At 42.6% G+C, this 13,474-nt stretch carries 12 protein-coding genes; 1 reads left to right on the top strand and 11 read right to left on the bottom strand.

Annotation, left to right across the window (positions count from 1 at the left end):
- Positions 1 to 24: 24 nt before the first annotated feature.
- From pepA to ACVC7R_RS07045, 11 genes are all read right to left on the bottom strand, one after another.
- On the bottom strand, positions 25 to 1,089 hold the full coding sequence (gene pepA / locus ACVC7R_RS07095) for a glutamyl aminopeptidase (RefSeq protein WP_447264103.1): 1,065 nt from the start codon (positions 1,087 to 1,089) through the stop codon (positions 25 to 27).
- Between the two features lie 278 nt (positions 1,090 to 1,367).
- The gene (yidD, locus tag ACVC7R_RS07090) at positions 1,368 to 1,604 is read right to left on the bottom strand and encodes a membrane protein insertion efficiency factor YidD (protein ID WP_075566246.1); all 237 of its coding nucleotides are present in this window, start codon (positions 1,602 to 1,604) and stop codon (positions 1,368 to 1,370) included.
- A complete protein-coding gene (locus ACVC7R_RS07085; RefSeq protein WP_447264102.1) occupies positions 1,601 to 2,326 on the bottom strand; it encodes a pseudouridine synthase in 726 nt (241 codons plus the stop codon). Before ACVC7R_RS07085 ends, yidD begins: the two co-directional genes overlap by 4 nt.
- Positions 2,313 to 2,882: an SMC-Scp complex subunit ScpB gene (scpB, locus tag ACVC7R_RS07080; protein WP_447264101.1), complete on the bottom strand. Its 570-nt coding sequence runs from the start codon at positions 2,880 to 2,882 to the stop codon at positions 2,313 to 2,315. The genes ACVC7R_RS07085 and scpB overlap by 14 nt, the downstream gene beginning before the upstream one ends.
- Before the next feature lie 12 nt (positions 2,883 to 2,894).
- Positions 2,895 to 3,629 (bottom strand): segregation/condensation protein A, encoded by a 735-nt coding sequence (locus tag ACVC7R_RS07075; RefSeq protein ID WP_447264100.1) that lies wholly within the window; start codon positions 3,627 to 3,629, stop codon positions 2,895 to 2,897.
- Positions 3,629 to 4,363, bottom strand: coding sequence for a site-specific tyrosine recombinase XerD (gene xerD / locus ACVC7R_RS07070; RefSeq protein WP_447264099.1), 735 nt, complete (start codon positions 4,361 to 4,363; stop codon positions 3,629 to 3,631). Before xerD ends, ACVC7R_RS07075 begins: the two co-directional genes overlap by 1 nt.
- A complete protein-coding gene (gene cbpB, locus ACVC7R_RS07065; RefSeq protein WP_447264098.1) occupies positions 4,360 to 4,821 on the bottom strand; it encodes a cyclic-di-AMP-binding protein CbpB in 462 nt (153 codons plus the stop codon). The genes xerD and cbpB overlap by 4 nt, the downstream gene beginning before the upstream one ends.
- On the bottom strand, positions 4,818 to 5,339 hold the full coding sequence (locus ACVC7R_RS07060) for a metallophosphoesterase (protein WP_447264097.1): 522 nt from the start codon (positions 5,337 to 5,339) through the stop codon (positions 4,818 to 4,820). Before ACVC7R_RS07060 ends, cbpB begins: the two co-directional genes overlap by 4 nt.
- On the bottom strand, positions 5,315 to 6,286 hold the full coding sequence (locus tag ACVC7R_RS07055) for a nucleoside-triphosphate diphosphatase (RefSeq protein WP_447264096.1): 972 nt from the start codon (positions 6,284 to 6,286) through the stop codon (positions 5,315 to 5,317). Before ACVC7R_RS07055 ends, ACVC7R_RS07060 begins: the two co-directional genes overlap by 25 nt.
- Positions 6,283 to 7,077 (bottom strand): glutamate racemase, encoded by a 795-nt coding sequence (gene racE, locus ACVC7R_RS07050; protein WP_447264095.1) that lies wholly within the window; start codon positions 7,075 to 7,077, stop codon positions 6,283 to 6,285. Before racE ends, ACVC7R_RS07055 begins: the two co-directional genes overlap by 4 nt.
- Positions 7,078 to 7,284: 207 nt before the next feature.
- A complete protein-coding gene (locus tag ACVC7R_RS07045; protein WP_004251708.1) occupies positions 7,285 to 7,530 on the bottom strand; it encodes a YneF family protein in 246 nt (81 codons plus the stop codon).
- Between the two features lie 313 nt (positions 7,531 to 7,843).
- Between ACVC7R_RS07045 and ACVC7R_RS07040 the strand changes: the two genes are divergently transcribed.
- Positions 7,844 to 13,420, top strand: a complete 5,577-nt coding sequence (locus ACVC7R_RS07040; RefSeq protein WP_447264094.1) for an SIALI-17 repeat-containing surface protein — start codon at positions 7,844 to 7,846, stop codon at positions 13,418 to 13,420.
- Positions 13,421 to 13,474 lie beyond the last annotated feature (54 nt).

Here is a 13,474-nt window from a genome sequence, read left to right as displayed (position 1 = left end):
CCCTATTGCCTCCACCTTTTCTGTTTAATAGTTTTTAATCAAATCTACAGTAGAGCGATCCAATTTTTTAACCAAGGCTTGTAAGAAAGCTTGTGCTTCAAGGAAATCGTCCATTGCATAAAGTGTTTGGTGAGAGTGGATATAACGCGCACAAACACCGATTGTTGTTGATGGTACACCACCATTTTTCAGATGAGCTGCCCCGGCATCAGTTCCACCTTTTCCACAGTAGTATTGGTACTTGACTCCAGATTCTTCAGCAGTTGTCAAAAGGAAATCCTTCATCCCTGGGAGAAGCAAGTGACCTGGATCGTAGAAACGAATCAAGGTTCCATCCCCAATCTTACCTTGACCACCATAAACATCACCTGCTGGTGAACAGTCAACTGCCAGGAATACTTCTGGGTCAAATTTGGTTGTTGATGTATGAGCACCACGAAGTCCGACTTCTTCTTGAACGTTAGCCCCAAGGTAAAGTTCATTTCCTAGTTTTTGGCCTGACAAGTTTTCAGCCAACTCGCTAACCATGAGAACTCCGTAACGGTTGTCCCATGCTTTTGAGATGATATTTTTTTCGTTAGCTGTTAGGATTGCGCTACTATCTGGAACGATGGTATCTCCTGGGCGGATACCAAAACTTTCAGCCTCAGCCTTATCCGCAAAACCACCATCAAAGACGATATCTGAAACAGCTGGCATGGTTGGCCCACCTGTTCCACGAGTCAAATGTGGAGGTACTGAACCTGAGATGACTGGAATTTCACGTCCTTGGCGCGTAAAGAGTTTAAAACGTTGGCTACTGACAACCATCGGGTTCCAGCCACCGATTTCAACTACTCGGAAGGTTCCATCTGGTTTGATTTCACTTACCATAAAACCAACTTCATCCATGTGAGATGCTACCAAAACACGAGGTGCGTTGACTGCTTCTGAGTGTTTGATACCAAAAATACCTCCTAGGCCATCAGTCACTACTTCATCCACGTGAGGAGTTATCTTCTCACGAAGATAAGCGCGTACAGGTGCTTCATGACCTGAGATAGCAGAAAGTTCTGTTACTTCTTTGATTTTAGAAAATAATGTTGTCATTTCAGTTCCTTCTTTCTTTCCACCATTTTACCACTTTTTATAGGAGAAAGGTAGTAGAAATCGATATTTCACCAAGCAAATTACTCCTTGAAACAAAAAAGAGAGTGGGACAGAAATCGGTCATTCGTTAGAATTCGATTTCGTCGTCCCACCTCCGCACAGTTGAGTAGGGCTGTAAAAGCTGATGAAATCAGCCTAGTAGAGCCCACTCAACCACTGCGTCTTGCTCGACAATCCAAAGACAATTGAGAGGCCAGGACTTTTGTCCCAGCCTCTTTTTATTTTGAATTTCTCTTTAAAGAAAAGTGATCTGGTACGGGGTCCTTACCTATTTCAGACCAAGGATGACATCGTAAAATCCTTGCCAATCCCATCAGAACCCCCTTAAATCCATGCTTTTCGATAGCCTGAATCATGTAGTTTGAACAGCTGGGTTCAAATCTACAAGAAGGCGGAAAAGCCGGGGATATAAACCGTTGGTAAAAGCGCACAGGCGCAATTAAAATTCTTTTCATGATTTCTTGGTTACAGCCATGGTATGTAGTTGGCTAATTTCCTTTTTATTGAGACGACGTGATTCTCCTGGACGAAGTCCTGTCAAATCTAGGTGTCCAAAACGTGTCCGAGACAACTTATCCACTGGTAGCCCAACCGCTTCAAACATCTTTTTAACCTGGTGGTTACGTCCTTCATGAATGGTCAGCTGTACTACAGATCGGTTTTTGACTGGATCTACTTTCAGAATCTCATAAACTGCTGGCTTAGTCTTCTTGCCATCAATCTCAACCCCTCGAGTCAAGGGACGGAGATTTTCTTTGTTAGCAATCCCTTTTACACGCGCCACATAAACCTTATCGATTTCATTACGTGGGTGAATCATCTCGTCTGTAAAATCCCCATCATTGGTCAAAATCAAGACACCTGATGTGTCCCAGTCCAAACGTCCCACAGGGTAGATACGCTCTTTCACATTAGGCAAAAGATCAACAACCGTCTTACGTCCCTTATCATCTGTTACACTGGAAATCACTCCGCGGGGTTTATTGAGAAGATAGTAGACCTTTTCTTCGTTATAGATAGGTTGACCTTCAACCTCTACCTTATCGCCAGACTTAATGGTTGTCGCTAGTTCACGCACCACCTGACCGTTGACAGTCACCAAGCCTTGCTTGATCAACTCCTCTGCTTTTCTCCTACTGGCCACTCCTGCGTGGGCAATATATTTATTGATTCTCATCTTCTTCTATCCTTTCACCAAATAATTGGCTTTCTTGTGCTTGAATTTCAAGCTCATCAATCACAGGCAATTCTTCCAAATGGTTAATACCCATGTAATCTAGAAAATAATCCGTAGTTACATAGAGATTAGGTCGTCCAAGAACTTCTTTCTTTCCATCTTCTCTTATCAAATCGAAAGCCTGTAACTTAGCTAGAGCACCGCTTGAATTAACCCCACGAATAGCATCAATCTCAATTCTTGTGATAGGCTGCTTGTAGGCAATGATGGACAAGGTTTCAAGTGCAGCCCGAGATAAACTCTGGTTGATTGGCGCCTTAGAATATTCTTTCAAAATATCCGCAAATTGAGGCTTGGTCACCAATCTGTAGGCACCTCCTGTCTCAATCAGAGCCAGACTAGAATCCTGGTCTTTTTCATACTTTTTGGCTAATTTTTCAAGACTCTGCTGAACCCCTGTTGGTGGTAGCGCTAAGAGTTCTGCCAACTGACGAGCCCTAATCCCATCTTCACCCGACACAAACAGGAGTGCTTCTATTTTTGCTAAAGTACTCATACTTCCTCTCTATCAAGCCTGACTTTGCTCTACTTGATTTTCCTCATTCTTTTTTATGAGATAGATATCTCCAAAACTCTCTTTTTGAATCAAGAGAATTTCTTGGGTTTTAATCAACTCCAAGGTTGCTAAAAAGAGTGTAATGACCTCTTGTAAATCTTTTGTTTCTTTAAACAAATCCTGCAAGCACAATTGTTGACCTTCAACCAAGGCTTCTCGGACGATGACCATCATATCCTCAATCTTATACTCATCTCGTAAAATAGTTGTATGATTTTTTGAGAATTCTTCCTTTTTCTTGGTCAGTAAGGTTGAAAAGGCTAAGAAAAGATCGATGGTTGTCTTATCGTGCACAAGTTCAGCATCCTCATAAATCAACTCAGTAGGTGCTTTAGAATAATACTGAGCTCGTTCTTGGTGCTTAACTTCCAACTGCTCCCCCAAGAGTTTAAACTTGCGGTATTCTTCGATTTGAGAAAGGAGATCCTGTTCCAGATCATCCTCCAAATCCGTCACTTCTGCAACCTTGGGCAAGAGCTTACGACTTTTGATAAGCATCAGTTGGCTAGCCATCACCATATATTCCCCTGCCACTTCTAAACGCATAGCTTGTAAGGTTGATACATAGGCTAGATACTGCTCAATAACCTCTGTAATAGGCACATCATAGATATCCACCTGGTACTTGGAAACCAAGTGCAAGAGCAAGTCTAAAGGCCCTTCAAAATCTTTTAATTTAATATCCATTATCTATATTTTTCTAAGGTCATGACTGTTTTTAATCCTAATTTTTTAGCAATTTCGTACAAGTCAACCTTTTCTTCGATTTGTCTTAGTATAAACTGTTCCCTTAATCCTTGAGCCGATAAATCTGCAAAGCCTTTTTCCTTTAGAAAGGCTTCTAACTGACGAAAGGCCCATTGACGAGAATATGGCTTACCAGTTTTTTCAAAGAGGTAGGTCTGTCCCATCAAGGGTTCTAACTCCGCAAGTAATTTTGTAGGAAGACTCAAGATTCTTTGTTGAGAAGCTTTATTGATTCTCAATACTTGGAAATCCAGGTTCACATCACTTGTTTTTAAAGCTAGAATTTCACTAGGCAAAAGGCCCAACTCTACTATCAGCAAGGCTATCAAGCGCCCTTCTGGAAAAGAACTTTCTTGCCAGAAAGAACTCAAATCTAAAAGCTCTGACTTGACTTGTTTTTTCTCAGCCTGTTTCGGCAATTCCAAACGATAAAAGGTGCCAATCTTTCCTTTCTGGTATAAAAAGTAAAGAAATTGATTGCATGCAGAAACTTTACGCTTTTGGGCACTAATTTTAAAATTTGATAGTTGAGCTTGGTAGATTTTTAAACTTGTCTCAGAAATTCGTGCTCCAATAAGATCTAAAAACTGCTCCAAGTCATACTTATAAGACTGTTTAGAATTACTCGTTAGATGTTGTTTTTCTTCTAAAAATACTGAAATCCATTCTCTCATTTGCTTCGAATCTCATATTCCTTACTAAAGTCATGCAGGAGGGCATTGACAGCCTTGAGGATTGACTTCCGCGTGATAATTCCTTGGAAAAGGCCATCCTTACCAACCACTGGCAGGAAAGACTCATCCACTAGCTTATGTAAAACATCCGTCAATGTATAGTCTGGATTAACCACTGCTACATCCTTTTTCGTCATGTATACGATATCCGTATCTGCCATGGCTTCCTGGCTCAATCCCTGCTCCATCTGGTAGGCAAGGATGTCTCTAAGCCCAATGGTCCCGACAAATTCTTTCTTATCAGTTACTACTGGCACTCTAGTATAGGTCATCTGGCTTAGGAGGAGAATGGCATGATCTGCATTGTGGCTATCAATGAGTACCGCCAAATTTTCAGCAGAAGTTAAAAAGGTTTCCTCTTGCTCCAGTAAAAACTGTTCAAACTCTTTGACAATCATCGAGCGAACTCCTTGGACAAGCCAGGAAATACCTCATGGTCACGTGTCAAAAAGTCCACTTTGAAACTCTTGTCATCAATCTCTACACGCGCATAGAGGCATTCTCTAATGGTTCCCCGTGGTTGACTGATAGAACCTGGATTCAAAAAGAGAGTCTTTCCCTCCATCCAAGCACTTGGTACATGCAAGTGACCATAGAGACAGATATCAGCATCTTCCTCTTGAGCCCAGAAATCTAGTCTTTGGAAATTGAAGTTAATATCAAACAAGTGTCCGTGAGTCTGGATGATTTTGGTAGGGCCCAGTTGAATCACCAAACGCTCAGGATAGTCGATATAAAAGTCCATATTCCCTCTGACAACATGAATTCCCTCCCAAAGCGGACTTTCCGGACGAAGCTCCGAGTCGCCATTGTGAAAAATAGCATCAACTTTCCCGAGATAGCGGTCGCGGATTTCCTCTACAATCAAGCTGTCTCCATGAGAATCACTCATTACAATGATGGTTTGCTTTGCCATGATGGAAATACCTCCAAAAGTTTCTTAACGGCTAAGGCACGGTGAGATTGACTATTTTTTTCTTCTAAGGTTAACTCTGCTGAAGTTTTACCTGTTTCTCCTACTAAGAAGAGCGGATCATATCCAAAACCATTTTCACCCTTAGGTTCAAAGTTAATATAACCTGGCCAGTCAGCTTCGACAACCAAGCTTTCCTTACCGGGACTAGCTACGACTAAAGTTGTGTGGAATTGAGCGGAACGGTCCTTGAGTTCAAAGACCATGGCTAATTCGTGCAAGAGTTTGGCATTGTTTTCTTGGTCACTTGCCCCTACTCCTGCAAATCTAGCTGACCATACCCCTGGTAATCCACCGAGGACATCGACTTTAAGTCCAGAGTCGTCTGCCAAAACCATCTTACCAGTCAATTTGGAGATGTTTTCTGCCTTCAGACGGGCATTTTCTTCAAAGGTCATCCCTGTTTCAGCTACTTCAGGTAGGTCTGGATAATCATTAAGGTTCTCCACATCATATCCAAGTTTGTCAAAGATAGCACGAAACTCCTTGGTCTTCCCCTCGTTACGAGTCGCTATGAGCAAGGTTTCTCTGACCTTGTTTGTCTGAAAGAAGGCTTCTACATCCACTCCTTCTTTGGGCAATTCTACATGCAAGAGTTTCCCATTTTCAACCAAAAGCAGAGCTCCCTGACGTTGAATGACTTCTAAATCGCGTCCTGCCTCCTGGTTGAGTATATCTACCACAAATGAGAGTAAGCGATAAAGAGAACCATATCGTAAAACAGTGACTGAAAGCGGAAAGCCTCGCTCCTCATCTCGAAAGATTTTAGCCATTTCAATAAGAGGAAAGTCTAACTCATCATCAGTTAAGGTCCGGATGCCTCCTAAAACACTGTAGGAGCCTACATACCAGTCCTGGTCATCCTTGTATTCATAAATTTTGTTTGTCATAATGTTACATGCTCCACATGAATCTCTTTTTCCAGCCATTCAGCACCAATCTGAGCAAAACTATGGCTATTTGCAGTCGTATAGAAACGGTGTTGCAGCGGGTCTGCATCACGGCTACGATTGATTTCAAAATAATTAAGTAAGACAGAGATATCCCGCACGCACTCTGCGCCACTATCGATCAGTTTTACATCCGGTCCCATGACATTTTGGATGATAGGGCGAAGAAGCGGATAATGAGTACAACCTAAAATCAGGCTATCCACCCTTCCGACCAGAGGACGTAGGGTTTCATAGACTACTTTCTTGGTCACACTGGTTGAAAGTGCACCTGACTCAACCAAAGGAGCAAATTTGGGACAAGCCAAACTTTCAACTTGTAAATCCGGATCTAGATCATGGATTTTTTGTCGATAGATATCTGATTGTACTGTCATCGGTGTTCCAATCACACCAATTTTCCCACCTTGGCTAGATTTGATAGCCGCTGAAGCCCCAGGCAAGATGACACCCAGTACAGGAATATCCAACTTGGACTTAATTTCTTCCCAGACGACCGCAGTCGCAGTATTACAGGCAATGACAATCATCTTGACATCCTTGGTCAAAAGAAAGTTGACCAGTTGCCAAGTATATTCACGAATTTGCTCAGCAGGACGAGGACCATAGGGTGCCCGTGCTGAATCTCCAATATAGACGATTTCTTCATGAGGAAGCTGGCGCATCAGCTCACGTACGACAGTCAAGCCTCCAACACCCGAATCCAATAAACCAATCGGTCGATTATCCATACAGTCTTCTTTCTAGTCTTATTTTTCTGATTGATAGTTCATTATCATTACATTTCTTACTGAAATTTAGGACAGACTGATAAGTCATCAGTTGCCCCCATCTTAATCATAATCAAATATCAATAGAATGCAAGGAAAAAGTCTTAGCTCTAAAGATCAGTTGAACATAGTGAGAAGTCTGGAATTTTCATCCCAGACTTTTCCTATTTATTTCTTTTTATTGTTAGCAAGGGCTGCTTTTTGTTGGCGAATGATTTGGTGGTACACTTGTTGTACCTTAGCTTCGCTTGGCTTTTGACCATTTGCACTCAACAGAGTACGAACTGCTTCGGCATTTAAACGGGGGTTGTCCGCAAATTCTTTTTCGATTTGCTTACGTACCAAGTACATTCCTCCAAGTGCTCCACCAAGGAAAGCTAAAACAATCAATACAATTGCTAAAATAAGGTCCATAATATTTCTCCTGTTTCTTTTTGAATCTTCTATATTATACCATAAAGTCCCACGCCTGACTAGTTTGATTTACGCTTTCAAAAGGATCGGTAATTACTCAGATTCTTTTTTATCTCTCAACTTTTTTATTTCAGTAGAATTAAAAAAAGAACTAAAATTTGGTAAAATAACACTGTTTTTCCTAAAAACCCTTGCATTAGACCGATTTATTTGCTATATTAAGATTATACAAAACAAAGGAAACATCTTTCTGCAAGGCTTATTTTTTTTACACGAAAATGTATGCGCTTACAGATTTGAGAAAGGAGTTTTTATGGAGAAGAGCTATTGGGAAAAATCCTGTAAGTATAGCATCCGAAAATTGACCGTTGGTACTGCTTCTGTTTTACTGGGAGCTGTTTTTCTTGCAACACAGAATGTCGCTGCAGATGGCATCGAAGTGAAAGAAAATCAAGCAAGTGTCAGCGAAACTACGGTTCAAGTAGATACGAAAGTAGAGGAGCCAACTCAAGAGAACAAAGAAAATCAGCCCAGCACAGAAAAACCATCTTCTACTGAATTAGCTGTTAAAGAGATGAAGGCAGAAAAAGAAACACCTCAGACCGAGAGTCAATCAGAGGCTAACGCCGTAGCTGAACCTTCTGAAAATAAGGAGAGTGAAAAGCCAGAACTTCCTATGACTAAGCAAGAAAACTATCAACTTCATTATGACCAACCAACTGCTCCTTCTTATGACGGTTGGGAAAAACAAGCCCTTCCAGTCGGAAATGGAGAAATGGGGGCAAAAGTTTTTGGACTCATCGGTGAAGAAAGAATCCAATACAACGAAAAAACGCTTTGGTCTGGAGGTCCACAACCAGATAGTACTGACTACAACGGAGGAAACTATCAGGACCGTTATAAGGTCTTAGCAGAAATTCGGAAAGCATTGGAAGAAGGAAACCGCCAAAAAGCCAAACAATTAGCTGAGCGTAACCTCGTAGGACCAAACAATGCTCAGTATGGTCGTTACTTATCTTTTGGTGATATCTTTATGGTCTTTAACAACCAAAAGAAAGGCTTGGAAAATGTTACCGACTATCATCGTGGCTTAGATATTTCTGAAGCTATCTCGACTACTTCTTATACCCAGGACGGGACAAACTTTAAACGCGAAACCTTCTCTAGCTATCCTGACGATGTTACCGTGACTCACTTGAGTAAAAAAGGGGATAAGACCCTTGATTTTACCCTTTGGAATAGCTTGACAGAAGATTTACTTGCGAATGGCGATTACTCCTGGGAATATTCAAATTATAAACAAGGGGCAGTCACTACCGATTCACATGGTATTTTGCTCAAGGGAACTGTTAAAGACAATGGTCTGAAATTTGCTTCCTATCTTGGAATCAAGACGGACGGACAAGTCACTGCTCAAGATGGCTATTTGACCGTCACTGGGGCCAGCTATGCGACCCTTTTACTCAGTGCCAAGACCAACTTTGCTCAAAATCCAAAAACCAACTATCGCAAGGATATTGACCTAGAGAAAACTGTTAAGTCTATCGTTGAGGCTGCCAAGGCAAAAGATTATGAAACTCTAAAAAATGACCACATCAAGGACTATCAAAGTCTTTTCAACCGTGTTCAACTAAATCTTGGGGGTAACAAATCTAGCCAAACTACCAAAGAAGCTCTACATACCTACAATCCAGAAAAAGGGCAAAAATTAGAAGAGCTCTTCTTCCAATACGGACGTTATCTCCTCATCAGTTCTTCTCGTGATCGGACGGATGCCCTTCCTGCCAACTTGCAAGGAGTTTGGAATGCGGTAGACAATCCACCTTGGAACTCAGATTACCATCTCAATGTCAATCTACAAATGAACTATTGGCCTGCCTACATGAACAATCTTGCGGAAACGGCTAAGCCAATGATCAATTATATTGATGACATGCGCTACTATGGCCGTATCGCTGCTAAGGAATATGCAGGGATCGAATCCAAAGAAGGCCAAGAAAACGGATGGCTGGTTCATACTCAAGCAACACCATTTGGCTGGACAACTCCAGGTTGGGATTATTATTGGGGTTGGTCTCCTGCAGCCAATGCTTGGATGATGCAAAACGTCTATGACTACTACAAGTTCACCAAGGACGAGACCTATCTCAAAGAAAAGATTTATCCAATGCTCAAGGAAACAACCAAGTTCTGGAATTCCTTCTTGCACTACGACAAATCTAGTGACCGTTGGGTATCTTCTCCATCCTATTCACCAGAGCATGGAACCATCACGATTGGAAATACCTTCGACCAATCTCTGGTTTGGCAACTATTCCACGACTATATGGAAGCCGCCAATCATCTCAATGTCGACCAAGACTTGGTTACCGAAGTGAAGGCTAAATTTGACAAACTCAAACCACTTCATATCAACCAAGATGATCGAATCAAGGAATGGTACGAAGAAGACAGTCCTCAATTCACCAACGAAGGCATTGAAAACCACCATCGTCACGTTTCTCATCTAGTTGGTCTCTTCCCAGGTACTTTATTTGGCAAGGATCAGCCTGAATACCTAGAGGCAGCACGCGCAACCTTAAACCACCGTGGAGATGGTGGAACAGGTTGGTCTAAGGCCAATAAAATCAACCTCTGGGCTCGCCTGCTTGATGGAAATCGTGCCCACCGTTTGTTGGCAGAACAACTCAAATCTTCAACTCTTGAAAACCTCTGGGATACACACGCGCCTTTCCAAATCGATGGTAACTTTGGTGCTACCAGCGGGATGGCAGAAATGCTCCTTCAATCCCACACAGGCTACATCGCTCCATTACCAGCCCTTCCAGATGCATGGAAAGACGGACAAGTTTCAGGTTTAGTCGCTCGTGGAAACTTTGAAGTCAGCATGAAATGGAAAGAAAAGAATCTTGAAACGCTATCTTTCATTTCTAATGTTGGTGGGGATTTAGTCGTAGACTATCCAAATATCGAAGCTAGCCTCGTCAAGGTTAACGGTAAGGAAGTGCAAGCAAGCCGCATCAAAGACAATCGCATCCAGCTTGCGACTCAAAAGGGCGATGTCATCACCTTTGAAAACTTCCCTGGCCGTATCACCCGTCTAACTGCACAACGAAAAGATTCAACGACTGCAGAACTCAATTTCAATGCTGTCGAAGGGGCGACTCATTATGTCATCCATCGAGAAAGTAGGGATGAAAATAGTCAAACCTCTACAGTACGTGAGTTTACAACCAATCAAACTCGTTTTATCGACCGTTCTATTGATTCAAGCCACGCTTATACATACACTGTTCAGGCTATTTTAGGAGACCGTTCAACACCTATTTCTGATACGGCTTCAATCTCTGCCTTTAATGAGCTAATGGACGATCGTGATTCTCGCATCCAGTACGGAGCTGCCTTTGGAGATTGGTCTGACTCAGAACTATTTGGCGGAACTGAAAAATACGCCGATATCTCAAATGGAAATTATTCCGATAAGGATGCAACAGCAACCATTCCTTTCAATGGCCCTGGTATTGAAATCTACGGACTCAAATCTTCTCAATTAGGACTCGCTGATGTTACAATTGATGGCAAATCTGTTGGAGAGCTTGATTTCTATACAGCTGGTGCTACTGAAAAGGGTGTCCTAATCGGTCGTTATACAAATCTTTCTTCAGGCCCTCACCTCATGACCATCACTGTTAAACGAGAACATAAGGGACGAGGAAGTGAACGCTCAAAAATTTCCTTAGACTACTTCAAGGTCTTCCCAGGACAAGGAGAAACCGTTGAGAAAATAGATGATCGTGATTCTCGTATCCAATACGGTTCAGCATTTAAAGACTGGACTGATGCGGAACTCTATGCTTCTACAGAGAAATATGCAGATATTAATGCAGATGAGAGTCTCGCTTCTGAAGCAACTGCAAGAATTCCATTCTCTGGTACAGGTATCCGTATCTATGGACTGAAAACATCTGCCCTTGGCAAGGCACTTGTGACGCTCGATGGAAAAGAAATGCCAAGCCTTGACTTTTACACTGCCGGAACTACTGAAAAAGGAGCGTTGATTGGAGAATTCACTAATCTAGCAGATGGTGACCATGTCCTAACTTTGAAAGTGGATCCAGATTCTCCAGAAGGTCGAAAGAAAATCTCTCTTGATTCATTCGATATTCTAAAGGCTCCATCAGTATCGTTAGATACACCAATCCTCGAACCTGTTAAGGCGGAAGATAAGACAGTTACCCTTACTTTACCAACTGGTAATTGGGATGCTGTAGCTGTGACATTCCCTGGCGTCAAAGACCCTCTCTTACTCAGAAAAGTCGATGACGATCATCTTGTCACTTCTGGTGAGCAAACTGTCCTAACCATCAAGGATAACAAAGTAGAAATCGACATCCCTGAAACTACGGACGGCAAAGCTGGCAATGCAATAGAAGCTTATGCTATCCTAGGAGAAACAAGAAGCAGTACGATTGTAACTGTCTTTCCAAAGGGTGAACATGCACCTGAGGAAGAAAAAGTCGTTACAAGTAAAGGTGATGAGCCCGCTCCAGTAGTGACCATACCTGAATATACTGACCCAATTGGGACTGCAGGGGAACAAGAAGCTCCTATCGTGGATGTCCCTGAATACACTGAGCCTATCGGTACTGCAGGGGAACAAGAAGCTCCTATCGTGGATGTCCCTGAATACACTGAGCCTATCGGTACTGCAGGGGAACAGGAAGCTCCTATCGTGAATATTCCTGAATACACTGAGCCTATCGGTACTGCAGGAGAACAAGAAGCTCCTATCGTGGATATCCCTGAATACACTGAGCCTATCGGTACTGCGAGCGACCAGGCGGCTCCTATTGTGGATATCCCTGAATACACTAAGCCTATCGGCACTGCGGGGGAACAAGAAGCTCCTGTCGTGGATATCCCTGAATACACTGAGCCTATCGGCACTGCGGGGGAACAAGAAGCTCCTATCGTGGATGTCCCTGAGTACACTGAACCTATCGGCACTGCGAGCGACCAGGCCGCTCCTGTCGTAGATATCCCTGAATACACTGGACCTATCGGTACTGCAGGGGAACAGGAAGCTCCTATCATAGATGTCCCTGAATACACTGGGCCTATCGGCACTGCGAGCGATCAAGCGGCTCCTGTCGTAGATATCCCTGAATACACTGGGCCTATCGGCACTGCGAGTGACCAGGTGGCTCCTATTGTAGATATTCCTGAGTACACTGGACCTATCGGAACTGCGAGTGACCAGGTGGCTCCTATTGTAGATATTCCTGAGTACACTGGACCTATCGGAACTGCGAGTGACCAGGCGGCTCCAAGCATTTCGCTTCCTGAGTTTAAACTCAAAGCCTTAAAAGACCAGGCTACAGGAGTAAAAGTCATCAGCGGAGCAAATGAGCTAGGTGAAGCAAGCTATCTTGAAATCCAAAAAGTAGAGAAGCAAGAACTCTTGGGCAAGAAATATGATGCCTACGCGATTCAACTCAAGAATGAAAATGGTCAGCCTATCCAACCAAAAGGTGCTGTCCTCGTTCGATTACCAATTTCTGGCCCAGTCCAAGAATTCTATCGCTTCAGTTCAGAAAAAGACTTGAAAGCACAAGATTTCGAGATTCGTGATGGAATGCTTGAGTTTCTCACCCTTGATTTGACTAGTTATGCTATCGTCTACAAGTCCGAAACCGAACTTGAACAAGCAAGTTCAACTCAAGCAGAGCCAGCAAGTCCTTTAGCTAATAGAAATGATTTCGATGTCGAAACTGCTAAATATGATCAGCAACTTCCTGCTACAGGAGAAGAGTCTAGCCCACTCCTCTTCATGGCAAGTCTCAGTCTAGCTTTAACTGCAGCCTTCTTGCTTAAAGGTAAAAAAGAGTGATTCCAATAAATCTATAAAGATTTAGATAAATAGAAAAAGGATGAGTAATTTACT

Source organism: Streptococcus sp. Z554 (assembly GCF_053010305.1).
Note: the sequence above shows the minus strand (reverse complement) of the source record. Positions and strands in the feature narration are given on the sequence as shown.

Excerpts from the sequence above, each read along its gene's own strand:
- pepA (WP_447264103.1), bottom strand. The coding sequence starts at position 1,089 with ATGACAACATTATTTTCTAAAATCAAAGAAGTAACAGAACTTTCTGCT.
- yidD (WP_075566246.1), bottom strand. The coding sequence starts at position 1,604 with ATGAAAAGAATTTTAATTGCGCCTGTGCGCTTTTACCAACGGTTTATA.
- ACVC7R_RS07085 (WP_447264102.1), bottom strand. The coding sequence starts at position 2,326 with ATGAGAATCAATAAATATATTGCCCACGCAGGAGTGGCCAGTAGGAGA.
- scpB (WP_447264101.1), bottom strand. The coding sequence starts at position 2,882 with ATGAGTACTTTAGCAAAAATAGAAGCACTCCTGTTTGTGTCGGGTGAA.
- ACVC7R_RS07075 (WP_447264100.1), bottom strand. The coding sequence starts at position 3,629 with ATGGATATTAAATTAAAAGATTTTGAAGGGCCTTTAGACTTGCTCTTG.
- xerD (WP_447264099.1), bottom strand. The coding sequence starts at position 4,363 with ATGAGAGAATGGATTTCAGTATTTTTAGAAGAAAAACAACATCTAACG.
- cbpB (WP_447264098.1), bottom strand. The coding sequence starts at position 4,821 with ATGATTGTCAAAGAGTTTGAACAGTTTTTACTGGAGCAAGAGGAAACC.
- ACVC7R_RS07060 (WP_447264097.1), bottom strand. The coding sequence starts at position 5,339 with ATGGCAAAGCAAACCATCATTGTAATGAGTGATTCTCATGGAGACAGC.
- ACVC7R_RS07055 (WP_447264096.1), bottom strand. The coding sequence starts at position 6,286 with ATGACAAACAAAATTTATGAATACAAGGATGACCAGGACTGGTATGTA.
- racE (WP_447264095.1), bottom strand. The coding sequence starts at position 7,077 with ATGGATAATCGACCGATTGGTTTATTGGATTCGGGTGTTGGAGGCTTG.
- ACVC7R_RS07045 (WP_004251708.1), bottom strand. The coding sequence starts at position 7,530 with ATGGACCTTATTTTAGCAATTGTATTGATTGTTTTAGCTTTCCTTGGT.
- ACVC7R_RS07040 (WP_447264094.1), top strand. The coding sequence starts at position 7,844 with ATGGAGAAGAGCTATTGGGAAAAATCCTGTAAGTATAGCATCCGAAAA.